At 66.4% G+C, this 26585-nt stretch carries 22 protein-coding genes; 8 read left to right on the top strand and 14 right to left on the bottom strand.

The window, feature by feature from the left end; genetic code table 11:
* Positions 1 to 6 precede the first annotated feature (6 nt).
* On the top strand, positions 7 to 1395 hold the full coding sequence (locus tag FHS96_RS10785) for a tetratricopeptide repeat protein (protein WP_429590667.1): 1389 nt from the start codon (positions 7 to 9) through the stop codon (positions 1393 to 1395).
* A gap of 64 nt (positions 1396 to 1459) precedes the next feature.
* Here FHS96_RS10785 and ahpF read toward each other — a convergent pair whose 3' ends face one another.
* The 3 genes from ahpF to FHS96_RS10770 form a co-directional block, all read right to left on the bottom strand.
* Complete coding sequence (gene ahpF / locus FHS96_RS10780) at positions 1460 to 3040, bottom strand: alkyl hydroperoxide reductase subunit F (protein ID WP_429590664.1); 1581 nt, start codon at positions 3038 to 3040, stop codon at positions 1460 to 1462.
* Positions 3041 to 3145: 105 nt separating this feature from the next.
* Positions 3146 to 3709, bottom strand: a complete 564-nt coding sequence (ahpC, locus tag FHS96_RS10775; RefSeq protein WP_429590661.1) for an alkyl hydroperoxide reductase subunit C — start codon at positions 3707 to 3709, stop codon at positions 3146 to 3148.
* Positions 3710 to 4119: 410 nt separating this feature from the next.
* Positions 4120 to 4470, bottom strand: a complete 351-nt coding sequence (locus FHS96_RS10770) for a hypothetical protein (protein ID WP_429590658.1) — start codon at positions 4468 to 4470, stop codon at positions 4120 to 4122.
* A 135-nt stretch (positions 4471 to 4605) separates the two neighbouring features.
* On the opposite strand from FHS96_RS10770, the gene FHS96_RS10765 reads away from it, so the two are divergent.
* Together FHS96_RS10765 and FHS96_RS10760 are read left to right on the top strand one after the other, a co-directional pair.
* Positions 4606 to 5187 (top strand): ANTAR domain-containing response regulator, encoded by a 582-nt coding sequence (locus tag FHS96_RS10765; protein ID WP_429591757.1) that lies wholly within the window; start codon positions 4606 to 4608, stop codon positions 5185 to 5187.
* Entirely contained in the window at positions 5184 to 6389 is a 1206-nt protein-coding gene (locus FHS96_RS10760) for an ABC transporter substrate-binding protein (RefSeq protein ID WP_429590655.1), read from the top strand. The genes FHS96_RS10765 and FHS96_RS10760 overlap by 4 nt, the downstream gene beginning before the upstream one ends.
* 4 nt (positions 6390 to 6393) lie before the next feature.
* On the opposite strand, the gene FHS96_RS10755 is transcribed toward FHS96_RS10760, so the two are convergent.
* The 5 genes from FHS96_RS10755 to FHS96_RS10735 form a co-directional block, all read right to left on the bottom strand.
* Positions 6394 to 7803: a M16 family metallopeptidase gene (locus FHS96_RS10755; protein ID WP_429590653.1), complete on the bottom strand. Its 1410-nt coding sequence runs from the start codon at positions 7801 to 7803 to the stop codon at positions 6394 to 6396.
* Entirely contained in the window at positions 7803 to 9227 is a 1425-nt protein-coding gene (locus FHS96_RS10750) for a M16 family metallopeptidase (protein ID WP_429590650.1), read from the bottom strand. The genes FHS96_RS10755 and FHS96_RS10750 overlap by 1 nt, the downstream gene beginning before the upstream one ends.
* Before the next feature lie 161 nt (positions 9228 to 9388).
* Positions 9389 to 10060 carry a hypothetical protein gene (locus FHS96_RS10745; RefSeq protein ID WP_429590648.1) on the bottom strand — a complete coding sequence of 224 codons (672 nt, stop codon included), beginning with the start codon at positions 10058 to 10060 and terminating at the stop codon, positions 9389 to 9391.
* Between the two features lie 466 nt (positions 10061 to 10526).
* Positions 10527 to 11126 (bottom strand): anthrone oxygenase family protein, encoded by a 600-nt coding sequence (locus FHS96_RS10740; protein ID WP_429590645.1) that lies wholly within the window; start codon positions 11124 to 11126, stop codon positions 10527 to 10529.
* A 375-nt stretch (positions 11127 to 11501) separates the two neighbouring features.
* A complete protein-coding gene (locus tag FHS96_RS10735) occupies positions 11502 to 11687 on the bottom strand; it encodes a hypothetical protein (protein ID WP_429590642.1) in 186 nt (61 codons plus the stop codon).
* A 265-nt stretch (positions 11688 to 11952) separates the two neighbouring features.
* Between FHS96_RS10735 and FHS96_RS10730 the strand changes: the two genes are divergently transcribed.
* Complete coding sequence (locus FHS96_RS10730) at positions 11953 to 12981, top strand: IS110 family RNA-guided transposase (protein ID WP_429590639.1); 1029 nt, start codon at positions 11953 to 11955, stop codon at positions 12979 to 12981.
* A 396-nt stretch (positions 12982 to 13377) separates the two neighbouring features.
* Positions 13378 to 13749 carry a hypothetical protein gene (locus FHS96_RS10725; RefSeq protein ID WP_429590636.1) on the top strand — a complete coding sequence of 124 codons (372 nt, stop codon included), beginning with the start codon at positions 13378 to 13380 and terminating at the stop codon, positions 13747 to 13749.
* Positions 13750 to 14912: 1163 nt separating this feature from the next.
* On the opposite strand, the gene FHS96_RS10720 is transcribed toward FHS96_RS10725, so the two are convergent.
* The gene (locus FHS96_RS10720; RefSeq protein ID WP_429590633.1) at positions 14913 to 15554 is read right to left on the bottom strand and encodes a TetR/AcrR family transcriptional regulator; all 642 of its coding nucleotides are present in this window, start codon (positions 15552 to 15554) and stop codon (positions 14913 to 14915) included.
* Between the two features lie 111 nt (positions 15555 to 15665).
* On the opposite strand from FHS96_RS10720, the gene FHS96_RS10715 reads away from it, so the two are divergent.
* Both FHS96_RS10715 and FHS96_RS10710 read left to right on the top strand, forming a co-directional pair.
* Positions 15666 to 18020, top strand: coding sequence for a TonB-dependent receptor (locus FHS96_RS10715; protein WP_429590630.1), 2355 nt, complete (start codon positions 15666 to 15668; stop codon positions 18018 to 18020).
* 182 nt (positions 18021 to 18202) lie between these two features.
* The gene (locus tag FHS96_RS10710; RefSeq protein WP_429590627.1) at positions 18203 to 19471 is read left to right on the top strand and encodes a spinster family MFS transporter; all 1269 of its coding nucleotides are present in this window, start codon (positions 18203 to 18205) and stop codon (positions 19469 to 19471) included.
* Positions 19472 to 19506: 35 nt separating this feature from the next.
* On the opposite strand, the gene FHS96_RS10705 is transcribed toward FHS96_RS10710, so the two are convergent.
* The 5 genes from FHS96_RS10705 to FHS96_RS10685 all read right to left on the bottom strand — a co-directional run bounded on the left by FHS96_RS10705 (position 19507) and on the right by FHS96_RS10685 (position 25595).
* Positions 19507 to 22125 (bottom strand): M1 family metallopeptidase, encoded by a 2619-nt coding sequence (locus tag FHS96_RS10705; RefSeq protein ID WP_429590624.1) that lies wholly within the window; start codon positions 22123 to 22125, stop codon positions 19507 to 19509.
* Positions 22126 to 22219: 94 nt separating this feature from the next.
* A complete protein-coding gene (locus tag FHS96_RS10700) occupies positions 22220 to 23056 on the bottom strand; it encodes a tetratricopeptide repeat protein (protein WP_429590621.1) in 837 nt (278 codons plus the stop codon).
* Positions 23053 to 23802 carry an alpha/beta fold hydrolase gene (locus tag FHS96_RS10695; RefSeq protein WP_429590618.1) on the bottom strand — a complete coding sequence of 250 codons (750 nt, stop codon included), beginning with the start codon at positions 23800 to 23802 and terminating at the stop codon, positions 23053 to 23055. Before FHS96_RS10695 ends, FHS96_RS10700 begins: the two co-directional genes overlap by 4 nt.
* Positions 23803 to 23887: 85 nt before the next feature.
* The gene (locus FHS96_RS10690; protein WP_429590615.1) at positions 23888 to 24142 is read right to left on the bottom strand and encodes a DUF6356 family protein; all 255 of its coding nucleotides are present in this window, start codon (positions 24140 to 24142) and stop codon (positions 23888 to 23890) included.
* A 52-nt stretch (positions 24143 to 24194) separates the two neighbouring features.
* The gene (locus tag FHS96_RS10685) at positions 24195 to 25595 is read right to left on the bottom strand and encodes a Mur ligase family protein (protein ID WP_429590612.1); all 1401 of its coding nucleotides are present in this window, start codon (positions 25593 to 25595) and stop codon (positions 24195 to 24197) included.
* Positions 25596 to 25646: 51 nt separating this feature from the next.
* Between FHS96_RS10685 and FHS96_RS10680 the strand changes: the two genes are divergently transcribed.
* Positions 25647 to 26471 carry an LD-carboxypeptidase gene (locus FHS96_RS10680; protein ID WP_429590609.1) on the top strand — a complete coding sequence of 275 codons (825 nt, stop codon included), beginning with the start codon at positions 25647 to 25649 and terminating at the stop codon, positions 26469 to 26471.
* Positions 26472 to 26585: the final 114 nt, after the last annotated feature.

Raw genomic sequence — 26585 nt, 5'->3', positions numbered from 1 at the left:
CGGGTCATGGCCAATGCTCAACCGGCAGTCAGCCCGGCTCGTCCGTCGCTGCTGCTGATGGCGGGTGCGGCGGCCTCGGTCGCCACACTCTTCGTCGTGCGCCCTTGGGAGCCGGCGGCACCGCCGGCGCAAACCATGATCAACGGCCATCGCTTCGGCGAGGCGCCTCCGTGGAAGCGCCCCGTCCAAATCGGCGTGCCCGAGACCTACGCCGCCGCACTGGCGGAGATCGACGGCAAGCGCCGCGCCCTTGGTGACGAGGGCCGGTTACCGGCCAAGACCGATCATCTCGACCGTATCCTTCGCCTGAGGATCGAGCGCGCAATGATGACCGGCCGGCTCGACGATCTCGTCGCTGCCGAACAGGCGCTTACAGCCGCGTTCGCGCGTGCCGAGAATGAGCGGCTGGGCCCGCACTGGGAACGGATTGCGTTCAACTTTCATGTCCACCGCTTGTCGGCGGTCGAGCCCGATCTGAAATCCGTCGACTCGATCGCGGTCGGCCCCAACAAGCTGGAGCGCGCCGCCATCGATGCCGACCGTGCCGACCTGGATTTCTACCGCGGCCGTTACGATGCGGCCCTTGTCACCTATCGGCGGATCGAGCGTGAGCAGGGCGGCTATGACAATCTGCTGCGTCTATCGACCTGGTTCTGGCGCACCGGCGATCATGACAAGGCGATCGCCTATCTGAACGAGGCGGAGTGGCTGGTCACCGGCCCCGCCTTCGAACAGCGCGGCTGGTTCGAGCTCCAGCGCGGGTTGATCGATTTCGATCGCGGCCGGTGGGACGATGCGGCGAAGCATTTTGCCGAAGCGAATCGGCGTTTTCCGGGCGACTGGCGGATCGAATCCCGCATCGCCAAGATGCAGGCGCTGAAGGGCGACCTGCCCGGTGCGCTCAAGCGCTTCACCGCGCTCGCCCAGCGCAGCGACCATCCAGACATGATGGACGCCGTCGCCGGCGTCTATCGCGCGATGGGGGATCGTGCCGACAGCGAGGCATGGGCAGCGCGCGCAGGCGCCGAATGGGAACGACGCCTGGCAGCGTTGCCGCAGGCGGCGTGGGGCCACGCGATCGACCATTATCTGTCGTTCGGCGATCCGGCGCGGGCACTGGAGTTGGCGAAGCTTAACGCCGCCGAGCGGCCGTTCGGCGAAGCGCTGACGCAGCTGGCCGCAGCGCAACTCGCCAATGCCCAGCCTGACGCGGCGCTGGCGACTCTGAAACCGGTGCTCGAATCAAAATGGCGCTCGTCGCTGACCTGGCTGGTCGCGGCCGACGCGCAGACGATGCTGGGCCGCAAGGAAGAAGCGGAAGCCGCGCGTCAGGAAGCGGTGAAGCTCAATCCGCGGGCCTTGGAGCGCAATGCCGCGCTGGCGCTGATCCACTGATCGTTCGGGAATGAGGGAGCATCCGGCGGGCAACACCCGCCGGATCTCTAATGCCTGCAATCCGTCAGGCCGCGGCAGCTTCCTCGACCGGCGTCAGCCGGATCATGTAATCGAATGCCGAAAGTGCTGCCTTCGAACCTTCGCCCATCGCGATCACGATCTGCTTGTAGGGCACCGTGGTCGCGTCACCGGCCGCGAAGACGCCCGGCTTGGAGGTCTCGCCGCGATGATCGATCTCGATCTCGCCGCGCGGCGAGAGCGCAATCGAGTCCCGCAGCCATTCCGTGTTCGGCACCAGACCGATCTGGACGAAGATGCCCTCCAGCTCGATCTGGTGGACGCTGTCATGGTTGCGATCCTTGTAGGTCAGGCCCACCACCTTCTCGCCATCGCCAAGCACCTCCGTCGTCAGCGCCGAGGTGATGATCTTGACGTTGGGCAGGCTGGCCAGCTTGCGCTGGAGCACCGCGTCGGCGCGCAGATCACTGTCGAACTCGATCAGCGTGACGTGTGCGACGATGCCGGCGAGGTCGATCGCCGCCTCGACGCCGCTATTGCCACCGCCGATCACCGCCACGCGCTTGCCCTTGAACAGCGGGCCGTCGCAGTGCGGGCAATAGGCCACGCCCTTGTTGCGATACTGGTCCTCGCCCGGCACGCCCATCTGGCGCCAGCGGGCACCGGTCGAGAGGATCACGGTGCGAGCCTTCAGCGATGCGCCATTCTCCAGCCGCACCTCGTGCAGGCCGCCCGGCGTGCGCGCGGTGATCAGCTTTTCGGCACGCTGCAGGTTCATGATGTCGACATCATATTCCTTCACATGCTGTTCGAGCTGCGCGGCGAGCTTGGGCCCTTCGGTGTGCTGCACCGAGATGAAGTTCTCGATGCCCATCGTATCCAGCACCTGCCCGCCGAACCGCTCGGCGGCAACGCCCGTGCGTATACCCTTGCGCGCGGCATAGATCGCCGCCGCGGCACCGGCAGGGCCGCCGCCGATTACGAGCACGTCGAACGGATCCTTCGCCTTGATCTTCTCGGCCGCGCGCGCGCTGGCGCCGCTGTCGATCTTGGCGACGATCTGCTCGAGTTCCATCCGCCCCTGGGCGAAGGGTTCGCCGTTGAGGAAGACGGTGGGCACCGCCATCACCTTGCGCTCGGTGACCTCGTCCTGGAACAGCGCGCCGTCGATCGCGACATGGCTGATCCGGGGGTTCAGCACCGCCATTAGGTTCAGCGCCTGCACGACATCCGGACAGTTCTGGCAGGACAGCGAGAAATAGGTTTCGAAGGCATAATCGCCATCGAGATCCTTCACCTGCTGGATCAGCTCCTGCGCGGCCTTGGACGGATGGCCGCCGACCTGCAGCAGGGCGAGCACGAGCGAGGTGAATTCGTGGCCCATCGGCAGACCGGCGAAACGCACGCCGATATCCGTGCCGACACGCCGGATCATGAAGCTGGGGGTGCGCTTGTCATCGTCCTGGCGGACGACCGCGACCTTTTCGGACAGGCCGGCGATGTCCTCCAGCAGGGCGAGCATTTCGCGTGATTTGTCGCCATCGTCCAGCGACGCCACCAGCTCGATCGGCTGGGTGATGTTGCCGAGATAGGCTTTCAACTGCTGCTTGAGATTCGCGTCGAGCATGTCCTGTTCCGTTTCTTGAGTTGATGCCCCTCAATTTACGCCCGGGGCCGGACGGTGATCCGGCCCCGGTGCGCGGTGCGACCCGATGAGGGCTATTGGTTTGACTTAGATCTTGCCGACAAGGTCGAGCGACGGCGCCAGGGTCTCGTTGCCTTCCTGCCACTTGGCGGGGCAGACCTCACCCGGGTGCGAAGCGACGTACTGCGCGGCCTTCACCTTGCGCAGCAGCTCCGTCGCGTCGCGGCCGATGCCGCCTGCGGTGATCTCGACGATCTGGATGTTACCTTCCGGATCGACGACGAAGGTGCCGCGGTCGGCCAGGCCGGCTTCCTCAATCATCACGTCGAAGTTGCGCGTGATCGTGCCGGTCGGATCGCCGAGCATCGTGTACTTGATCTTGCCGATCGCCGGCGAGGTGTCGTGCCACGCCTTGTGCGAGAAGTGCGTGTCGGTCGAGACGCTGTAAATTTCGACGCCAAGCGCCTGGAACGCGTCATAATTGTCGGCCAGGTCCTCCAACTCGGTCGGGCACACGAAGGTGAAGTCCGCCGGGTAGAAGAAGAACACCGACCAGCCGCCCTTCACGTCGCCGTCGGTGACGGTCGAGAACTTGCCGTCCTTGAAGGCTTCGGTCTTGAAGGGTTTGATCTGGCTTCCGATGAGGGACATGAGCATCTCCGCTTGGGTGTTGATGACGGTCCCTATATGGGCCTGCGGCGACCAAAGAAAACCGATAAGTTCGGTTCCAGACATCGATTTTTCCGATCAATCGTGGGGAACGTAAAGCCGCCTTCGCAAGCCGTGAACCGGCTTCGTTTTCGGCTGCGCAAAGCACCGGCGATGAAGGGCGACCAGCCAGCCGATCGCGCCGTTCCGCCGCATCGGGAAGGCCGCGGGTGGGCCGGGGAAAGCGTGCAGGCTGGTCGCGGCCGGCGCGCAGACGGTAGGCAGGAGCACGCTGAATCCACCCAGCCTTGGCGTGCCCTCTCGCGAGTTTTGGCCAGGTCCGGCGCCTTCCCGAGCGTCGGAATGGGCGAGCGTAGGTCGGAATGGGCTAGCGTAGGAAGGCTCTGCGCCCGCTACAAAGCCGAATCGCCTCTGCTTTGGCGATTATCGTCAAAATGGAGGCGTGAGCGGCCGGCGCGGCGGACGGGCGGCGCTTCGCCGGCGTTGCGCAGGATCTGCAGCACGCGCTGGTGCGTGATTGCATATGCCGCCGCGATTCGGCGCAGGCTCATCCCTCCGCGGCGCGCAGCGACGACCAGTTCGTCGCGCGTGACATGGTCTTCGGTGCGCCCGCGATGCGGCTGGCACAATGCGCAGCAGCCGCGACGCCCGGCGATGCAGGCGGTGGGACGCAGGCAATAGGCGCGGCGCGCGGGCGAAGCGGCGCCCGCCGCAACCGGCAGGTCGCTGCTTGCTCGGCTCACGGTCTGATCCTAAATGTTCCTTGTTTGTTCTTATTGCCCGACCGCGCTGGACAACGCAAGCCTGCGGTGGCGCGCGACGGTTGACTTGAGCGCCCGCGCTCGGCACGGCTTGGCTTCTGGGGCAAGGAGGCAGCGCTGAAGATCGCGATCGTCGACGAAAGCCCGGCGCGGGCCGCGGTGATCGAGGAAGGGCTGCGCGAGGCCGGGCTGGCCGACATCACCATATTGATCGAACGAATCGGTCTGGCCGCGCGACTCGCCGCGCTCGCGCCCGACGTGGTGCTGATCAACCTTGAGAATCCGGGGCGGGACGTGCTTGAGGAAAGCTTCGCGCTGTCGCGTGCGCTGGCGCGGCCGATCGCGATGTTCGTCGACCAGTCCGACGAGCGCTCGATCGCCGAGGCGGTGGATGCCGGCATCTCCGCCTATGTCGTCGACGGGCTGCGCAAGGAGCGGATCAAGCCGGTGCTCGAGCTCGCGGTGCGCCGCTTCAACGCCTTCGCCCATCTGCAGGCCGAGCTGGCCGAGGCGCGATCGGCGCTGGCCGACCGGCGCGCGATCGACAAGGCCAAGGCGCTGCTGATGAAACGGCGCGGCATCGACGAGCCCGCCGCCTATGCGCTGCTGCGCAAGCAGGCGATGGATAGCGGCAAGCGCATCGCCGACATCGCCGAGGCGCTGGTAACGGCGGATGCGCTGCTGGGGGGACAGGGATGAGCGGCTTTCGGATCGGCTTCCTGCCCCTGGTCGACGCGGCGCTGCCGATCGTCGCGCACGAGATGGGCCTTGCCGCGGCCGAGGGCGTGGCGATCGAACTGGTCAAGGATCCGAGCTGGGCGACGGTGCGCGACCGGCTGATCTACGGCCAGACGGATGCGGCGCACCTGCTCGCCCCGCTCGCCATCGCCACAGCACTGGGGCTGGACCGGCCGGCGGTGCCGCTCGGCGCGCCCTTCATGCTGGGGCTCAACGGCAACGCAGTGACGCTCTCGACGCGAATCGCTGCGCTGGTCGGCATCGACGCCGCGGGCGATGCAGGCGCCGCCGGCCGCGCGCTGGCCGAGGTCGCGCGGACAGAGGCGGCGCGCGGGCATCGGCTGCGGCTGGCGGTGGTCCATCGCTATTCCAGCCACAACTATATGCTGCGCTACTGGCTGGCCGCCTGCGGCTGCGACCCCGACCGCGACGTCGAGATCGTGGTGGTGCCGCCGCCCTTCGTCGCCGAGGCGCTCGAATCGGGAGAGATCGACGGTTCCTGCGTCGGCGAGCCCTGGAACAGCGTGGCGGTGGAGCGCGGCCTGGGGGTGATGGTCGCGGCGACCGCGCGGATCTGGAGCCGCGGCGTCGAGAAGCTGCTCGCCTTCCGCAAGACGACGCTCGACGCGCGCGGCGACGAGGTGGCGGCGCTGATCCGCGCGCTCCACGCCGCGGGCCGGCTCTGCGGAGACCCCGCGCGCCGCGGCGAGATCGCGGCCTTGCTGGCTCGGCCTGCATATATCGACCAACCCGCCACCCTCATCGAACGGGCGCTCGCCGACCGCCTGGTGCTCAGCGCCGGCGCCGAGCCGGTGGCGATCCGCGACTTCCTGGTGCTCCACCGGGAGGCCGCCAACTTCCCGTGGCGCAGCCAGGCGATGTGGCTGTGGTCGCAGATGCGCCGCTGGGGCCATGCCAGCGCGCTGCCCGACGGCTTCGAGGCGGCGGCGGGCGTGTTCCGCCCGGACATCTACCGCCGCGCGCTCGCCGGCACCGGCGCGGTGCTGCCGGGCGCCAGCGCGAAGGTGGAGGGCGCGATCGCCGCGCCGATCGGCGCGGGGTCAACGCATGGCCGGCTGATCCTGGGGCCGGACCGCTTCTTCGATGGGCGGCTGTTCGACCCCGACCGCGCCGAGCAATATATTGCACAGGACGCGGGGTAGAGCGTCAGGGCACCGTCACCGTCGCCGTCGGCACATTGGCCAGCTCGGGCTGGGCCTTCAGCTGGGGCACCACCGTCTTGAGATCGCCGACGATGACGAGGGTGAGCTTGCCGAGCGGGTAGGAGGCCTTGGCCGAGACCATCATCTGCGGCGGCGACACCGCCAGCACCGCGGGGACATAGCGATCGGTCCAGTCCGCGGGCAGGCCAAGCAGGTCGCGCGTCGCCAGCGTGTTGACCACCGCGGGCGAGGTCGCGTTCTGGATCGCGAACAGCCCGGCCATGTAGGTGCGGATGCCCCTGGCTTCCTCCGCCGGCACCGCCTCGGTCTGCATGCGGCGGATCTCCTTGAACACCTCACGCAGCGAATCGCCGCTATGTTCGGTGGTCACGTCCGCCTCGAAGGTCCACAGCGCGTCGCCGGGCTGGAAGGCGATCGCGGAATAGGGCGAATAGGTATAGCCCTTGTCCTCGCGGATGTTGGTGGTGATGCGCGAGCTGAACGCGCCGCCGAGCAGCGCGTTGGTGACGCGTTGCGGAATGTCGGCAGCGCTGCCGGCGAGCGCCGCGTCGAAGGTCAGCCGCAAGGTGGTCTGCGGCGCACCCGGGCGATCAACCAGCAGCAATTGCGGGCCGGCGGTGTGCGGGCTTTCGATCTTCAGCGGCTCCGGGCCCGGCGTCCAGCCGCCGAACGCCTTCGCCACCGCCGCCTTCACCGCCGCCGCATCGAAGCGCCCGGCGACATAGAGGTGGGACCGCCGCGCACCGAACTGGCCGGCGCGAAAGGTCTTGACCTGATCGATCGTGTAGGCGGCGAGCTGCGCCTGGGTGGGAATGATCCGGCCATAGGGATGGTCGGGGCCGTAGATCCGCCGCGCCAGCGCCACATCGGCGAGCGTGCCCGGCTGCGACAGCGCCACCGAAAGCTGGCGGCCGAGATTGGCCTTCACCCGCGCGAGCTCGCCCGCCGGCAGGGTGGGCTTGATCGCGACATCTCTCACCAGCGCGATCGCATCGGGCGCATATTCGGAGAGGATGTTGGTGGTGACCTGCGTGCCCTGCTGATTGACGATGACATCGAGCTGACCGCCCATGCCGGCCGCCGCCGCCGCGACCTGAGCCGCCGTCCGCCCGCCGGCACCTTCCTTCATCATCGCGCCGGTGAGATCCGCGAGCCAGGTATCCGCCCCCTCGGTGGCGTTGCCGGCGCGGACGCGCAGCGACACCACCGCCTTGGGCGCGATGCCATAGGGGATCAGCGTGACCTGCAGCCCATTGGGCAGCGCGAAGGTTTCGGTCGCCGGCAAGGTGAAAGGCTTGGGATCGGCGATCGGCGGCGCGGGCGGAAACGCGTCCTGCGCTGTGGCCGGGACGGCGGCGAGCAATGCCGCGACGGTGAGGAGCGCGTAGCGCATCACTGGCCTCCGTTGGGGGAATCGGCCTTGGCAACGGCATCGGCCTTGGCGGCCCCGGGTTCGACGACATAGATCGAGCGATTGGTCTTGCGCAGATAGTCCTGCGCGGTCTTCTGGATCAGTTCGGGCGTCACCTTCGCGAAGCCCTCCTCGATCCGGTTGATCGCGGCCGGATCATTGTCGAACAGCGCATAGACCGCGAGTAGATCGACGAGGCCGACGCGATAGGCGCCGTCGATCGTGCCGTAGAGGTCCGACCGCATCTTGATCCGCGCGCGCTGAAGCTCCGCCGCGCTGATCGGCTTGCTGCGCAGATCCTCGACGACCTCGTCGATCGCCCTGGTGATCTGCGCGGTCGTGTGGGTGGGATCATGGGTGAAGCTGAAGCTCCACAGCATCGGCCCGCGATAGTTGAACATGTTGCCGAGATCGGCATTGATCCCGCCGCCGACCTCGCCGGCGATGCCGGTTTCCTGGACGAGCTTGCGATAGAGGCGACTATCGTCGCCCTGGACCATGATCTGGTCGATCAGCCCCATCGCATACCATTCGGGGGTGCCGCGATCGGGCGCGTGATAGCCTGCGGCATAGCCGGGCTTGGGCGCGAGCGCATCGACGCGGCTCTTGAACTTCTCCGCGGTCTGGCGCGGTTCGGAAATGTCGGGGAGCGCGACCGGTGCCGCCGCGGGGATGGGCGTGAAATATTTCTCCACCGTCGCGCGCGCGGCGGCATAGTCGATGTCCCCGGCGATCACGAGCACGGCGTTGTTGGGCCGGTAGAATTGCTTCGAGAAGCTCTGCGCGTCCGGCACGGTCGCGGCTTCCACCTCGGTCAGCTCACCGTAGAAGTTATGGCTGTTGTACCAGTTGCTGTTGGCCAGCATCGGCAGGTCGATCCACGGCCAGGTGCTGTAGGGCTGGTTGAGGACATTGACCTTGATCTCGTTGCCGACCACGCCCTGCTGGTTCTTGAGCACGGCCTCGTCGATCACCGGGCTGGCCATGCGGTCGGCCTCCAGCCAGAGCATGCGATCGAGCGCGCCCGAGGGGACGATCTCGTAATAATTGGTGAAATCGAAGCGGGTCGAGCCGTTGTTGATGCCGCCGGCATTGGTGATGGTGGTATCGAACACGCCCTTGGGCGCATGTTTCGAGCCCTGGAACATCAGATGCTCGAACAGATGCGCGAAGCCGGTGCGATCGCGCGGCTCCACGCGGAAACCGATGCCGTAATAGACCGCGACGGTGACCGTGGGCGCGATCGTGTCGCGGGTCATCACCACCTTGAGGCCGTTGGGCAGCGTGAAATAGCGCGTATCGACGTGGAGCTTGCCGGCATTCGCGGGCGCCTGGGCCTGCGCGGCGCCGGGAAGTGCGGGCACCGCCAGGGCGAGCGCCAGCGCGAGGCTCAAAACCTTCATCATGTTCGACCCCAAGGGCGTTGAGACGCGAGCCTAGCACGGCGAAGGGAGGCATTTGCAAGACGGAAGCGACGAGCGTCTTTGCGAACGGCAGCCGGCCGGCCGCGCGCCCGAAAGAGCGGCCGAAAGTGACAAAGGTGACAGTGAATTCGGCCCGCACGCGCTCAGAACCGGTTGCGCCGCCGGACGCCGGCGATCCGGTTCAACGCATCGATCAAGATCGTCGTCGGCGTCCGCCGGTCATAGCCGCCCTTATAGTTTTTCTCGATGAAATTGGCGGGACCGGCCCCGCCCTGCGCGACGAGATCGACGAAGGTATCGAACGATTCCGCGACGATCTCCCCGGCATCGCGCTCCTTCATCCCATCCCGTTCGAGGCGATCCAGCCGGGCGAGCACCGCCATCGCGAGGCGATCGTCATGGCGGTGGCGCTGGATGATCTCATCCCCGCGGCGGATCGTCTCGACGCTGCCATAGACGGCGCGGCGATAGACATCGTCGGCAAGCCGGTTGCGCGCGCAACGGCACGCCACGCCCCAGGCGAGACGGAAGGCCCGCCCGCGTTCGCTGTTGCGCAGCCGATAGGCGCTCTGGCGGCTGATCCCGACCGCGGCCGCCGCATCCTCGACCACGCCGGTTTCGGCCAAGGTGTGGAGGAAGCTGCGGATCTTCTCGGGCGTCCACCCATCCTCGCGCTCCGCATGGTGAAAGCAGGCCCGCACCTCTGCCGCCTCGACCGCGGCGGCAGCGGCGGTTTCGAACTGGGTTATGGCGGCGGCCGGCGGCTCGGCGACGGGATCGGTGGCGAAAGGCTTGGTTGCGGTGGCTTCATCCATGGATCGCGTTCTCCTTGGCGACATGCGCGCGGGCGCATGTCGCATGGAGTTGGCCCATATAGCCTTACGGATCGGGCTGAATCGCGGCAGCCGCAGCAGCTCGCGGTGCAAGGCGGATTGTGCGTCGGCAGCACGCTTGCCGAGACGGTGAATGGTCTCGCGGTGGTGCTGATCCAGCGATGTGCGGGTCAACAGCAGCATCCGCTTTCGGGCACCGCGCAAACTGCTCTCGCTGGCCGGGATTGGCGCGAAGCGGACATCCGGTGGGGCAAGTTTGTCGCCCTTTTCGCGGCGTCTGCCGTTCAGTCATCGTGGAAGTGGTCGTTCAAAGCACAGTTAGAACGGCGGCAATCTCGCGAACAGGTTTCGGGAGGATGCCTGCCGCGGATCGCAACCGCGTTTGCCGCACGCAAGCCGTCCCATTGCAGGGTCCTTGGCGGCAGGGGCGCCACTCAGGGTCGGCGGGTCAGAGGCTCAGGACGAACCAAGTGACGAACCCCGCCACGCCGACCAGGGCCAAGGCAAGCAGGGCGCGCACGAGCGGCGAATCCTTGTGCGTCACCTCCGGCGGCCAAGGCAGCGTCAATGCCCGCAACGGCGCGACGAAGGCCGCGGTGGCGCCCACGACACGAACCCAGTCCAGCGCGACCCAGCGCCGCGCCATCTCGATCGACTGCGCGTCAGTGATGATGTCCTTCGGCGAGCCGATGCCATGGTAGTAGAGTGCGGCGTTCATCGGCCAGAAGGCGACCACTGTCAGGATCAGCAGCAGCAGGATTCCGACCGATGGCAGGCAGAGCAGCCAGCGATAGTGCCATGGCGTACGCCATCCCGCGATCAGTGCGCCGAACCCCGCGACGAGCATCGCAGCAGACAGCGGGATGAAGAAAACGCCGGTATCGACCGGCCACGCCTTTCCATAGGGCATCATTGCGAGTGATCCGGGGGGGTGCGCGCTCCACGCACCGGCTAGTACGATGAGATCGAAGAGCTTGGCACCCAGCAGGGGGCCGCCGGCAAGCACGGCCAGCCAGAGGAAAGCCCGCGTGATGCTCTGTCTGCCCACAATGCTGCCCCCCCCACACTGATCGGCAACATCATCCGGCAGCGCGGATGCGATGGCAATGCATGAACTGGTGAGTCAGCAGCCTTCCCAATTTGGGAGTCGCTTCGGCAAAAGTGAACGTTGCTGGTTGCCCCGCGGGCAAAGTCCGGTTTCGGGCGGTGCATCGGGCGGCCCAGACGGCGAGGTTTGGCGCTAAGCGGACGTGAGGCGCGGGAAATATGCCACGGCAGCTCGCGCCCAATTGCGGCCTTTTGTGATTGATGCTGATACGCTGGCTATGTTGCACCGGAGCAAACTCACATGCGCCTCGTTAATGCCGCGAACACGATGGCTCCCGCCTATCTGACGATCTTGTCGAGGGGATATTCGGTGCGGTCAGAAGGCGGCATAATGTTCGCGGAGCGCGCGGGAAACTCTTTCGTAGCCGATGACCCTGTAGCTCTTCTCGGCTTGATAGTGATAGCGGAAGTTAGAGGTGAGGCATGGCAGGCTTCTGATGAAGAAATCGACAATTTTGTTCAGCTTTTCGGCTAGTTCACGAGCGTCTGCTTTCCACCACATTCCGCCGTTCCGCGTGCCGGCTACCGACTGTGCGGACGACCGAAACGGGGGCGAACCGGTTCGCCAGCTCACAGAGCCCGCCCGGGGGAGAAGTGGGCGCAGCTGGTAGCCGCCAGGCACTGTCCGGTTTCGAGCCACGGCCTTGGCGACCGCGACGACGAGATTTGGCGCAAAGCAGATGGGGTGGATGGCTCCCGCTCCCGGCATCTGAGTGCCAAAGTGTGGTTGCTGTCGAAGCGTCCACTCACGAGAGGAGCCATCCGCAATGGAGATTAGCACGATCGGCCTCGATCTGGCCAAAAGCATCTTTCAGGTTCACGCGATCAACACCGCTGGCGAGACAGTCGTCCGCAAAGCGCTCCGGCGTTCGCAAATGGTGCCGTTTTTCACGAAGCTGCCGCCGTGCCGGGTCGGGATCGAGGCATGCGGCACGTCGCATCATTGGGCGCGCGAGTTGACCAGGCTCGGTCATGACGTGCGCCTGATGCCACCGGCATATGTGAAGCCGTATGTGAAGCGCGGTAAGACTGACGCCAACGATGCGGAGGCGATCTGCGAGGCAGTGACGCGGCCGACAATGCGGTTTGTGCCGGTAAAGTCGCCTGATCAGCAGGCGGCGCTGGCGCTGCACCGGACCCGCGATCTGCTGGTCAAGCAGCGCACGCAGCTCGTCAACATGATCCGAGGTCTGCTCGCCGAATTTGGTGTCGAGATCGCGCGGGGGCTGCGCCATGCGCTCGAGCTGGCGAAGCGGCTGGTCAACGGCCGCGCGCCCGATGTGCCGGCGCTCGCCCAGCGGGTGGTCAGCAGCCTGGCGCAGCAGATCGGCAGCCTGCAGCTGCAGCTCGCGGCGCTTGAGAAGGAGCTGCTCGCCTGGCATCGATCGAATGAGGTGTCTCAGCGGCTGGCAACAATCCCCGGCGTCGGCATCATCTCGGCGACTGCGCTCGCCGCCTCCGTGACGGAGCCCGAGCGCTTCCGATCTGGCCGTCAGTTTGCAGCGTCGCTCGGGTTGACGCCGCTGCAGAATTCGAGTGGCGGCAAGGAGCGGATGGGGCGGATCTCGCGCATGGGTGATCGCTACCTGCGCCGGCTGCTGGTCGTCGGCATGACATCGCTGATCAGACGCGCGAGGACGGCTCCTGCATCAGTCGATCCTCGCATCCCTGCCATGCTGCAGCGCCGGCCGGCACGAGTGGTCACTGTCGCCGCCGCCAACCGGACCGCACGCGTGGCATGGGCGATCATGACGCGTGGCGGCACGTATCAGAAGTCAGCAGTAGCTGCTGCATGAACCGCTAGCGAGGAGACCAGTTCAACGAGGTTGTGAGGACGAAGAGATGTGATGGCGCACCGGTCAGACCGGGAGCCGGGACACGCCGCCTGATGTCCGAGGCATCATAGCCTGCAAAGCAGAGTGGCACCCAGCTCGCGGATACCATCAGGGCCAGCGGTCAAGGAGACGGCCGCACCAAAAGGCCGGACACAAGACTGCACCCGACCAGCCGCTAAACCTCGAATCGCCACTTGCAACGCGGGAGCCATCCACACAGGACATAGCGCACGGAGAATGGGACGTAGCCATCACCTGGTTGAAATCACTCACCGGACCGTGCCACCATGGCAAGATGAACAGTGCCTTGGTTTTCGAATATGAGTTCAGCCGTGACGGAGATGATTTGGGTGGCTGATGGCGAGGGTGCAGACTCCGGATTTCAGTGGACGGAGCGGCATGTGGGTTCAATGGCAGGATGTGCAGGATTTCTCGACCTCTCTTTCCGCTTATCCAATTAAAGCAGATAGCCCAGTGACCGGCGAGTGGGGCTTTGGCGAGCACGAACAATACCGGCAAATCATCAAGATCGCTATTGGTCCCAAAGGCGCGACCGGCGACCTTCTAGTAGATGCATCGCTCGCGAATTACTATGATCCCGCGCTTCGATGCAGTGCTCGCTTTCAAACAGACTATCCATCTGTGAGCAATTTTCGCAACGGAATAGAGAGTATGATGCATAATCGCTCGGGAAGAGCCGTCCTTGAGGGATCGGAGGACGTTCGCTGACTGTCATATTCTGCTCGTCGCGTTGGAGCAAAAGAAGGGCGTTTGAGGGATGCCGCAATAAGGGGAAGCCGCCGCTTTCGGGAACCAGCGTCGTTCCCCTCATCAGCTGTATGTGGCGGTTAGCTGCCGCTGCCATAAAACGCCTTCGATGCAAACATAGAGCGATCGTGAGAAGCTGCTCGTCACATTCACTGGCGAGCCGCTTTGAGGGGAGAGCAGGGTGGAAGTTGCGGGCGTTTTAACTGCCGGGGAAAGCTCTGCCGCGATGGCCTATATCAAGGCAGGCGAGGCTTGTTGCCAAGGCAGACCAAGATAATCCTTCTGATCTTTATGGTGGCCGTAGGCGTCCCGATAGGGGCATGGGCGTCGGGTTCATGGCTGAATGCCACGTTGTCAGTCGAGTTCGCCATGGTCGGTCTGATCATAGGGGCGCTGGTGGTCCAACGCATTTCGGGACCTTGATCCGCAAGGCGCTCACCGAGCGGGGTCAGGCCTACGAACAGCAACTTACCTTCCGTCTCACGCCTGAAGGCATAGTTTATGATTTGACAGACCTTACCATGGTCGCCCGCTGGTCCTGCGTCACAGATCTCTATCAGACCCGGAAATATTGGGTGTTTCTAGTCCAGAGCAGCGCGATTGTGTTGCCGCGTCGCTTATTCACTGCCCGCGAGGACGAACTGAATTTCATCGCCCGAGCCGTGTCGCAAATGCCCGCAGCCGCGCAAGAGCGGAGTCCAGACGCAACGAAATTTCTGAGGACTTAGTAAAGCCGGTCTATGTCCTCCTTGGGGCGCTAGCCGACCGGCCTTACCTTCGGAAAACACATGCTTTCCGTCAGATTCGCTCCAACCTTGCGGCGCGCTGACAACGGGATCGCAGAATGTAGGGCAAACCCTATCGCTTTGATCGGCCATAGAGAAATCTGAATCCGGCGGTTCGCCGACATCCGCCCGCATCAGCGTATATCCGGGTCGGTCCCGTGTATTGCCCCCGGGATGCACATGTCGTCAGGGGCGGCGGATGGGCCTTGCGTTGAGTGATGTCCGGGCGCCGCACTCGGCTGGCGCGTCTGGCCCGGAGGGCCGCGTTACCCCCAGACTCCCCCCGAACACCCCCTCGAGTCCCTCTAACACCCCCTTAACGCACCCCTTACGTACCCCTTACGGGGCCAAACCGCGGCGCAGGATGTCGTTTGCAACGGCTGCAACCTCGCCCGGGGCCAGATCTTCCTGCCAGACGCCGTAGCGCAGCCCGAGGAAGACGTTCATGCCCATGATCGCCCAGGCGTGGACCTCGCCGGCGTCGGCGCGGATTTCGCCGCGGGCGGCGCCGGCCGCCAAGCGGGTGCGGATGCGGTCGACGGCGCCGGCATAATGATCGCGATAGCTGGCCTGGTCGACGAATTCCGCCTCATCGATGATGCGGTAGATTTCCTTGTGGCGGCGGACGAATTCCAGGAAGGCTTGGAGGCCGATGCGTTCCGCATCGATGCCGTCCGCCGCATCGCGGACGCGCGGGGCGACATGATCGCGGACCTGACCGCTCATGTCGCGGACGAGCGCGCGGAACACCTCATCCTTGGAATCGAAATAGGTGTAGAAACTGCCCAGCGCGACGCCGGCGCGGCTGGTGATGCCGCTGATCGAGCCCTCGTGGAACCCCTTCTCGCCGAACTCCGCAGCCGCCGCATCGAGGATCGCGCGCAAGGTTCGCCGGCCGCGCTCGGTGCGCGGCGTCTTCGCCTCGCTCGTCGGCGAGGGCGGCCCTTCCGCTGTGGCATCCGCGCCACTGTTCTTCGCCATCGCTCTCCCTTTCGCATACACCGAAGTTGAAACCCGGTTCAGGTTTCAGTATAGCGTCTCTCGAACCGGCGCAACCCGACGCAATACGGGCGCCACCATGGGAGGATCCTGATGACGCGTTTCACCGTCTCGACACGTGCGCTCTGCTTCGCCGGCGCCGCGATTGCCGCCTTCGCCCAGCCCGTGCTGGCGCAGGAGGCCGCCGCACCGGAGGCCGCCGATGCCAACGCCTATGACGATGGCGAGATCGTCGTGACGGCGCGGCGCCGCGAGGAGAGCCTGATCGACGTGCCGGTGGCGATCTCCGCCTTTACGGGCGCGCAGCTGGAGGCGAAGGGCGCGATCGACATCACCGATCTTTCGAACTTCACCCCCAACACCACGCTGGAAAATTCGCGCGGCACCAATTCGACGCTGACCGCCTTCATCCGCGGCGTCGGCCAGCAGGATCCGGTGCCCGGGTTCGAGGCGGGCGTGGGCATCTATCTGGACGATGTCTATCTCAACCGCCCGCAGGCGGCGGTGCTCGACATCTATGATGTGGAGCGGATCGAGGTGCTGCGCGGGCCGCAGGGCACGCTCTATGGCCGCAACACCATCGGCGGCGCGGTGAAATATGTGACCAAGCGGCTGCCCGACCGGTTCGAGCTGAAGGTACGCGGCACCTATGGCAGCTATGACCAGGCGGACGGCGTCGTCACGGTTTCGGTGCCGGTTACCGACATGCTGCGGATCGGCGGATCGGTCGCGCGGCTCTCCCGCGGGGGGTTCGGCGACAATCTCACGCTCGACGGCGTCGAGAATTACAACAAGGACGTGTGGGCCGGGCGCGGCACGGTGGAGCTGGGATCGCCCGACGACCGCTTCCTGATCCGTATCTCCGGCGATTACACCCGCGACAAATCGGACCCGCGCAACGGCCACCGGCTGATCCCCGGGCTGCTTTCGGGCGCGCCGGTGCTGGACGATGTGTTCGACACGCGCGCGGGCCTCAACAATCCCAAGCAGGATGTGAAGGCCTATGGTCTCGCGATGAACATCAGCGCCGGGCTGACCGACACGCTGACCTTCCGTTCGATCAGCGCGTGGCGCAAGGACACCAGCTATACGCCGATCGATTTCGACGCGCTGCCCGCGGTGGATGTGGACGTGCCCGCGGTCTATCGCAACGAGCAGATCAGCCAGGAATTCCAGCTGCTCTACGAGGGCAGCAAGCTGAAGGGGCTGCTGGGCTTCTATTATCTCGACGCGCGTGCCTCGACCGCGTTCGACGTGCTGCTTTCAACCACCGTTCCCGGCTTCAATGCCTTCACCGCGGGCGACGTGAAGACCGACACCTGGTCCGTCTTCGGCGATTTCACCTATGACCTGACCGATCAGCTCGCGATCTCGGTGGGCGGGCGCTTCACCAACGACAAACGCGATTCGACGATCCTGCGCCAGAACAAGCTGGGCACCTCCGCCGAGTTCGGCGGCACCCCGATCGTCCTTGCCACCACCTCCAACTTCAACGGCAAGGCGACGTTCGAGGAATTTACGCCGCGCGCTTCGATCAGCTTCAAGCCGACGCCGGACCACACGCTCTATGCATCCTATTCGAAGGGCTTCAAGGGCGGCGGCTTCGACCCGCGCGGGCTTTCCAGCGCGGCGCCGGACACCAACCGCGACGGCGTGCGCAGCTATGAGGAGATCTACGATTTCCTCTCCTTCGATCCCGAGACGGTGAACAGCTATGAGCTCGGCTGGAAGGCTTCAATGTTCAACCGCCGCGTGCGCGTGGCGCTGACCGGCTTCTATGCCGATTACAAGGACGTGCAGATCCCGGGCTCCGCGGGCTTCGACTCGAACGGCGACGGCACGTTCGACAGCTTCATCGGCATTACCACCAACGCCGGCAAGGCGCGGATGAAGGGCGTGGAGTTCGAGCTGTATGCCGGGCTCGCGCGCGACTGGGCGGGTGCCGGATCCTCGCTGAACTTCAACGGCACGCTGGGCTACATCGACGCCGAGTATCGCCAGTTCATCAACAATCTAGGCGTGGACGTTGCCGATTATCGCGAGATCCAGAACACGCCGCAATGGACGCTCTCAGGCTCGATCGACGCCGGGGTGCCGGCCGCATCGGGGCTGGTCAACGCCTCGGTCGGCGTTTCCTATCGCAGCCGCACCAGCCAGTTCGAAACGCCCAGCCCTTTCCTCGACCAGCCGGGCTATGCGCTGCTCGACGCCAGCATCGTCTGGACATCGGACAATGGCCGCTATTCGTTCGGCGTCCACGGCAAGAACCTGGCGGACAAGCAATATATCACCTCGGGCTACCAGTTCGCGGCGATCAACTCGACAACCGGGCTGCCGATCCTCAACGCGGCGGGGAACATCACCCCGACCTTGGGCCGCGAAGGCGTGGTGACGGCGTTCTATGGCAATCCGCGGCAGGTGTTCGCGACGTTCGGGCTGAAATTCTGAGGGGACAGGCCAGGGCACGCACGCTACCCGCACCGTTCGTCCTGAGTAGCCATTGAGCCAAGTCGAAATGGCGTATCGAAGGGCTCTGGCTCCGCGCCAGTCCTTCGATACGCGTCTTCGACTGCGCTCAGCCGCTACTCAGGACGAACGGATCATGTGAGCAATCAAGGATCGGTCCCGATATGCCCCCCTCCCCGATCGTCGCGGACAACGCCCCCGCCCCCTCCCGATCGTATCGCGCGGTCGTGCTGGCGATGCTGTTGCTGGTCTATACCTTCAACTTCATCGACCGGCAGATCCTCGGCATCCTCGCCGGGCCGATCAAGGCGGAGCTGGCGCTGAGCGATACGCAACTGGGCCTGCTCGGCGGGCTGGCGTTCGCGATCCTCTATTCGACGATGGCGATTCCGCTGGCGATGCTGGCGGACAAGACCAGCCGTACCTGGGTGATCACCGGATCGCTCGCGGTGTGGAGCGGCTTCACCGCGCTGTGCGGCGCGGCCACGGGCTTCGGTTCGATGTTCCTCGCGCGGCTGGGTGTCGGCGTGGGCGAAGCGGGCGGCGTCGCCCCTTCCTATGCGCTGATCGCGGACTATTTCCCGCCGGCCGAGCGATCGCGGGCGCTGGCGGTCTATTCGCTGGGGATTCCGCTGGGGGCGGCGCTGGGCGTGCTGTTCGGCGCGCAGATCGCGGCGCGGATCGACTGGCGCACCGCCTTCATCGTCATCGGCCTTGCCGGGGTGGTGATCGCGCCGCTGTTCCGGCTGGTGGTGCGGGAGCCCAAGCGCGGCGCGACGGGCGCGCAGGCGCCGCTTTCCTCCGCCTTCGCGCTGCTCGCGGGCAAGCGCAGCTTCTGGCTGATGGCGTTCGGCGCGGCATCCTGCTCGACATTGGGTTACGGCTTCGCCTTCTGGTTTCCGCAGCTTCTCCAGCGCAGCTTCGGGCTCGATCTGGTCGGCACATCCTATTTCTATGGCGGCGTGCTGCTGCTGGGCGGCATTGCCGGGGTGCTGGGCGGCGGCGTGCTGGGCGATCGGCTGGGCAAGGGCGATCGCGGCAAATATGCGCTGATCCCGGCGGTGGCGTTCGTGATCGCGGTGCCGCTATTCGCGGCCGGCATCCTTTCCGGATCGGTCGGGCTCGCCTTCCTGCTGTTCCTGCTGCCGCAGGCGCTGGCCTATATGTGGCTGGCACCGATCATCACCGCCGTGCAGCATCTGGTGCCCGCCCCGATGCGCGCGACCGCCTCCGCGAGCTTCCTGCTGATCAACAATCTCGTGGGGCTGGGCGCCGGCACCTATGTGCTGGGCGCGCTTTCGGATGCGCTGACCGGGCGCTTCGGCACCCAGGCGCTGGCGATGTCGATGCTTGCGGGGCTGGTCTTCTATCTGCTGGCGGCGGTGCTGCTGGCATTTGCCGCGAAGCCGCTCAGGCAGGAATGGGTGGATTGAGGGCCGCCGGGCATCCGCCCGGCAGCCCCTTCCCGTCAGCGCGCGACGATCGCGGCGTTGATTTCCGCGCCGCGCGCGGCCTTGAGCTGGCCGCAGGCGCGGACGCGTTCGACCGCGCGGTCGAGGGTGAGCTGGCCGCGGCCAACGGCCTTCACCTTCGGCTGAAGCAGGGTGCGCACCGTATCCGCATCCTCGACCGAGCAGAGCCGGCCCGGGATCGACATGACCTGGCCGATGGTGGTCAGGTTGCTGTCCTTCACCAGCCGGTCGAGGTTGGTCTTCAGCCAGTCCAGCGCGATCGGCTGGGTGGTGGCGGGGCCGGCCATGGCGCCGACGATGGCGACGCGCTCGGTGGAGCGTAGCGCCGCATCATCGACCTTGCCGAGCACCCAGCGCGCGGTTTCGACATTGCCCGAGGCGGCGACCGCACTCAGCGCGGCGCTGCGGAACACCGCATCCTGCGAGCCGGTGGCCTTGGCGTAGAGCGCCTGCGCGGCGGCGAGGCCGCCTTCCTCGACATGGACGCGCAGCGCGGTGCGCAGGAAGCTCGCGTCGAGCGCCTGATCGTCACCCGCCATGAACGCCTTCGCCGCCTTTTCCAGCGCCGCTCGCGTCGCCGGATCGCGGGCATCGTCGGCGACAAGCGCGACCAGCGCGTTGCGATAGGCCTGGCGATCGGGATCGTCATTGGCCTGCGAGCCGCGGCGCGGATCGAAGCCGATCTGCTTGAGGCGCGGCCCATAGATCGAGGCCATCAGCGCCGGATAGGCCTTGAGCGCATCGCCGCTGATGAGGCCACGCGCGCGCAGGTCCGACAGGCGCTCGCCACCGTCGATCGCGACGTTGGAGTCGCTGTGCGCAGCCAGCGTCTTCGCTGCCTGCACGAGCTGGGCGGGGCTGGCGCCGCCGGCGCGGAAGCTCGCCCACAGGCTGTCGGTCGCGGCCAGCGCTTCACCGGCGGGAAGCTGCGGGCCGCGCGCGATCAGCGCGGTCCATTCCGCTGCCGGCAGATCGAAGCGGTAGTAGCCGCGGCCGCCGGCATTGGGCATCACCGGGCCGCTGCCCTTGGCCTCCGCCGACATCGCCGGCTTGTCGACCAGCGTACAGCTCTTGGTTTCGCCGCGCGTCACGCAGAACGGGATCGTCCATTGGGTGGCGCGCACGCCCTCGGCGCCGATCGCCGCATAGCGCTTCTGCGAGACCGCAGCGCTTTCGCCCGACGGCTTGACGGCCACCACGGGCACGCCCTGCTGCTCGACGAAGCCGCGCATCGCCTGCACCAGCCGGGGGTCGCCTGCGCCCTCGGACAGCGAGCGGAAGAAATCCTCGCCCGTCGCGTTGCCGCGCGCATAACGATTCATGTGGATGTGGACGCCCTTCCGGAACGCATCCTCACCCATATAGCTGGCGATCATGTCGACGACCTGGCCGCCCTTGCCATAGGTGATCGCGTCGAACGCCGAATCGATCTCGCCCGAATCGGTGATCGGCTGACGGATCGGCCGGCCGACGGCGAGCGCATCGGTGTTCATCGCCGACAGCGCTTCCTCGATCGCGCCGACCTGGATGTTGAGTTCGGGCCGCCATTTGTCGGCGATGAAATAGCCCATCCAGTTGGCGAAGCTCTCGTTCAGCCAGATATCGTCCCACCAGGCGGGGGTGACGAGATCGCCGAACCACTGGTGCGCGAGTTCGTGCGCGACGACCATGCCGAAGCCCTGCTTGCGGCGGACGGGCGCGTCCTCACCCAGCACAAGCAGCGAATCATCGTAGATCACCGCACCGGCATTCTCCATCGCGCCGCCCATCACCGGCGAGGCGATCTGATCGAGCTTGGAGAAGGGGAAGGGCGAATCGAAATATTGTTCGAGCAGCTCGACGATGCGCGGGGTTTCCTTCAGCGCATAGGCCAGCTTGGGCCCCTGCCCCTTGGTGGCGAGGATGCGCAGCGGCAGCGGCTTGGCGCGCTGCGGCGTCGGCGGCACCTGGCCGGAAACGACATCGAACTGGCCGACCGCGAAGGCGACCAGATAGGTCGGCAGCTTCTCGGTGGTGGCGTAGCGGTGCTTCACGAGCTTGCCCTGGCGGGTGGAGCCGGTTTCCTCGCCATTGCTGACCGCGACGAGGTTCGCCGGCGTGGTCAGGCTGACGGTGAAGGGCGTCTTGAAGCCGGGTTCGTCGAAGCCGGGGAAGGCCGCGCGCGCGTCGATCGACTGGAACTGCGTCCACGCATAATGGATGTCGCCGACCTTGACGCGGTAAAGCCCGGCAGGGCCCTCACCGAACGGCGCGTCATAATCGAACGCCAGCACCGCCTTGCCCGCGGGCAGCGCGCTGGCGAAGTCCAGCCGGACGACGCCGAGCGTGGTGTTCACTTCCTTGTAGGTGGCGGCGATGGTGCGGTTGCCGACGCGCGCGAAGGCGCGGGCGACCTTGAGGCCGCGGCCGTGGAGGAACAGGCCCGACGTCTCCTTGTCGAGCGTGACGTCGATCTCGGCATGGCCGGTGAACCGTTCCTGCTCGGGATCGACGTTGAGGTCGAGGCGGTAGGCGGTCGGGGTGGTGCCCGCCGGCAATTTACCGATCGGCACATCCTGCGCCGCGGCAGGCACCGCGATCAGCAAGGAGAAAAAGGCAGCGACGAATAGACGCATGGACGACTCCGGAAACATTTTGTTGCCGCTGTAACTGCTGAGGCGGAGGCGGCAAGCCGCGTACCTCCTGCGATTCGACGAACGACTTGAGGGATCAACGGCCTGCGGGGGCGGGCTTTTCGACCGCAGGCTGAGTCGGCGTTGCCGCCACCGGGCTCTGGGTGACGCCGCCGTCGAGTTGGGTCAGCGCCTGTTCCGACGCCTTGGCGGCCGGGCTGCCGGGCTGGGCGGCGATTGCGCCCTTCCAGGCGGCGCGGGCAGCACCCTCGGCCCCGGACTTGAGCGCGATCACGCCGGCCTCATAGGCGACCGAGGCATCGTCGGGCGCGCGCTTCACCGCCTCGTCGATATCCTTCTGCGCGCGCGGCAGATCGTTCATCCGCCGCGCAAGCGTGGCGGAGAGCAGCCAGGCGAGCGGATCGGCAGGCGCGAATTCCAGCGCGCGATCGATATCGTTGCGCGCGCCGGCATTGTTGCCGAGCGCCACCATCGCGCGGGCGCGATCGAGATGCGCCTCGCCGCGGTTGAGCCCCTGCAGCGCGCCGGTGCCGAGCGCGGCGCTGAACGCGGCCTGCGCCTTGTCGGCATTGCCGGCGGCCAACTGGGCATTGCCCGACTGCAGCCAGAGATTGGCCGCGGCCGCATCCCGCGCGATTTCCGCCTCATGCGCCGCCTGCTCGAACGCGGTCGCGGCCGGCACCCATCGCTCGAGCTGCGCGTAGGCGAGGCCGAGGCACTGGCGCGCGGCGAAGCTGCCGCCGGACATGCGCCATGTGCTGGCTTCGTCGATGGCGCGCTGGGGATCGTCGATCGCGAGGTCAGCGCAGCGTTCGAACCGCTCGGCATTCTCCCGCTCCGAAAGCGAGGGCAAGGGCGCATCGTCGGCGGGTGCTGCGGCCTGCGCCAACAGCAGAAGGGGAAGAAGGATCACTGACTCTCCGAAAGACGGCAGACCTCGGCCACCGCCGCGATCAGCCGTTCGATATCGGCATCGCGCGACAGCCGGTGATCGCCGTCCTTGACCAGCAGAGTCTGGACATTGGCTGAACGAAGGCGCCGCGCGAGGTGGATCGCATATTCCCAAGGCACGTCCGGATCGCGCTGGCCGTGGAGCAGCCGCACCGGGCAGTCGATCGCGATCTCGGCATGGAGGACGCGATTCGCCTCCCCCGACTGCCAGAAGGCGCGGGTGGTGACGGTGGGCTTGTCAGAATATTGAGAGACTTCCTCGAGCCGCCCGCGCGAGAGCAGTTCGAGCTTCATTTCCTGGGTGAAGCCCCAATCGGTGAAGTCGGGCGCGGCGGCGATGCCGACCATGCCGCCCACCCGCTCCGCCCGCGCCAGCGCGACGAGCAGCATCAGCCAGCCGCCCATCGACGAGCCGACCAGCACCACCGGACCGGTGACGATCCGGTCGAGCAGCAGCAGCACATCGTCACGCCAGCCGGCCAAGGTGGCGGTTTCGAAATCGCCCGCGCTGGCGCCGCAGCCCGAATAGTCGAAGCGCAGCACCGCGCGGCCTTCCGCCGCCGCCCAGGCATCGAGCGCGACCGCCTTGGATCCTTCCATGTCGGACATGTAGCCCGGCAGGAAGACGATCACCGGCCCGCGGCCGGAGCGGAAACGATAGGCGAGGCGGACGCCGTCGGCGCGGTCGAGATAGGCCGGATCGCTCATGCGCTGTCCCCTAGAACATCGCGTGGAGAAGTGGGAATGCAAATCGCCCGCAAAATGGCGCGATCAGCGTGGCTGGCGGCTGGGATCAGATCACATAGTCGACGGTGCGCATCTCCACCGCGGCGGCACGGCGGCGCGCGCGGGTTGCGACCATGCGGCGATGGAGGGTGGCGATGGTGTCGCTGCCGCGCGTCGCGAACCAGGCGGGCACGATCGCATGGATGAGGCAGGCGGTGCCGCCGCCGATCATCGCCAGGCCGAAGCGCCCCGCCGTCCGCAGATGTTCGCCATAGCTTTCGCCGACATCGGCGGGATGGGCGAGGAACAGCTTGCGGAACATGACACCTCCGGAACGAACTCTCTGCCCATCCTGCCATGTTTCGCGACGGGAATCACCCCGTACGGCGGCCGAGCGCGTCGACGATGCCCGCGGCGAACGCCGGCAGGCTGTCATCCCGCGCGCCCATTACGACGATGCGGTCGCCCGGCCGCGCGATATCGACCAGAGTCGCGGCGCAGGCATCGCGATCGGCGATATGACGCGCGTCGCGCCCCGCCGCGACGATACCGTCGACGATGTCGCCGCTGCCGACCTCGCGGTTGACGGTGCCGCCCTTGTAGACGGGATCGGGCATCAGCAGCAGGTCGTCCGCCGCCATACCTTCCGCGAAACAGTCGATCAGCGCCTCGCGCATCACCTTGAGCGGACCATAGCCATGCGGCTGGAACAGCAGCAGCAGCCGGCCGGGAAAGGCATGCAAGGTGGCGAGGGTCGCCGTGATCTTGTCAGGGTTGTGGCCGAAATCGTCGATCACCGCGACGCCGCCGGCCTCGCCGACGAGGTCGAAGCGACGGCGCAGCCCGATGAAGCCGCCCAGGGCCTGCGCGGCGTCCTCCGCGCTCAGCCCGAGCGCGGTCGCGGCGCCGATCGCGGCGAGCGCGTTGGCGACGTTGTGGCGGCCGGGCACCTGCAGGCTGACCGGGATCGCACTGCCGTTCGCGGTCAGCGTGAATTCGACCGAGAAGGGATGCTCGACGATCGCAGAGGCGGAGAGCGCCGCCGCGGGCTTGTCGATGCCATAGGTGATCACCGAGGCATGGCCATCCGCCAGCCCGGCGCTGTCGGCATTGTCGAGATTGACCACCGCGGTCTTGGCATGATGCAGGAAGTCACCGAACAGCTGGCGCAATTCCTCCAGCGGCTTGTGATCGAGCGAGACATTGCCGACCACCGCGACCTCCGGGCGATACAGCGCAATCGAGCCGTCGCTCTCGTCCACTTCGCTGACGAATACGTCGCCCTCCCCCACCAGCGCGCTGGCGAAGGGCGCATCGTTGGTGACGAAATTCTTCATCACCGCGCCGTTCATCACCGTCGGATCACGGCCGGTGGCGTGGAGTATCCAGGCGATCATGCCGGTAACGGTCGACTTGCCGCTGGTGCCGGCGACGCCGACGCCATTGGGCGAATCGTTGAACAGGCTAGCGAGCAGTTCGGCGCGGATCAGGCGCAGCGCGCCGACGTCGCGCGCGGCAACCATATCCGGCACACCATGCTCGATCGCGGCGGACGCGACGACGATCTGGTCGGCGGAGACCACCCCGCTGCCATCCTGCGGGAACAGCGCGATGCCCTGCGCGCGCAGATAATCGAACTTGGCGCCCGCCCCTTCCTGGTCGAGGCTGCGGTCCGACCCCGCGACCGTGTCTCCCCGCGCACGCAGGATGGAGGCGAGGGGCAGCATGCCGCTGCCGCCGATGCCGATGAAGAAGAAGGATTTGCCGCCGATCATCGCTGGCGGCTATCAACGCTTTTCGAAGCGCCGACAAGCGGGGGATAGAGCATGCGGATCGGAGTGGTCGCGCCCGCGCGGCGGCTCGACCCTGAAACGGCGGCGCGGGTGACCGCATTGGCGAACACCTATCTGGGCGACGACGCGCCCGAACTGCTGTTCCACCCGCAATGTTTCCTCGCCTGCGGCCATTTCGCCGGCACCGATGCCGAGCGTGCCGACGCAATCGTCGAGATGGCGAACGATCCAGCGATCGACGCGATCTGGTTCGCGCGCGGCGGCTATGGTTCGGCGCGGATCGTCGGCCGGGTGATGCCGCGGCTGGGCACCGCGGCGCGTGGCAAGACCTGGCTGGGCTATAGCGACACCGGCACCTTGCTCGGCGCGCTCTATGGCGCGGGGATAGGCGGGGTGGCGCATGGCCCGATGCCCAACGACATCCATCTGGAGGGCGGCGAGGCGGGGGTGATCCGCGCGCTCGACTGGCTGGTGGCGCGCGATCCATCCACCCTCGAAGCCTCGATCGCACCCGGCACCCTTGCGGCGGCATTCAACCTTACCATCCTGTCGCATCTGGTCGGCACGCCGTGGCTGCCCGACCTCGACGGCCATGTGCTGATGGTGGAGGAGGTCAGCGAACTGCTCTACGCGATCGACCGGGCGATGGCGCACATCGCCGCCAGCCCGGAGGTGCGCCGCGCCGCCGGGCTGCGGCTCGGCCGCTGCAGCCGGATCGAGGATAATGACATTCCGTTCGGCGAGGACGAACTGGAGATTGCCGAGCGCTGGTGCGCGGAAGCGGGCATCCCCTTCCTCGGCCGCGCCGATATCGGCCATGACGCCGGCAACAAGGTGGTGCCGTTCGGGCGCCGTTAAGCGCGAAGCACTGCGGGGCTGGCATGTGCACCCGGTATTGCGCTAGAATACACACATGGTTTCGCGAGTCGCCTTTTCCACGACGACTACCACCTCCGATGCTTCGGGGGTGTT

Origin of the sequence: Sphingomonas zeicaulis (assembly GCF_050433225.1) — a bacterium.
GTDB classification, from domain to species: domain Bacteria; phylum Pseudomonadota; class Alphaproteobacteria; order Sphingomonadales; family Sphingomonadaceae; genus Sphingomonas_D; species Sphingomonas_D zeicaulis.
The sequence above is the reverse complement of the archived record's forward strand: the minus strand, read 5'-3'. Positions and strand labels throughout refer to the sequence as shown.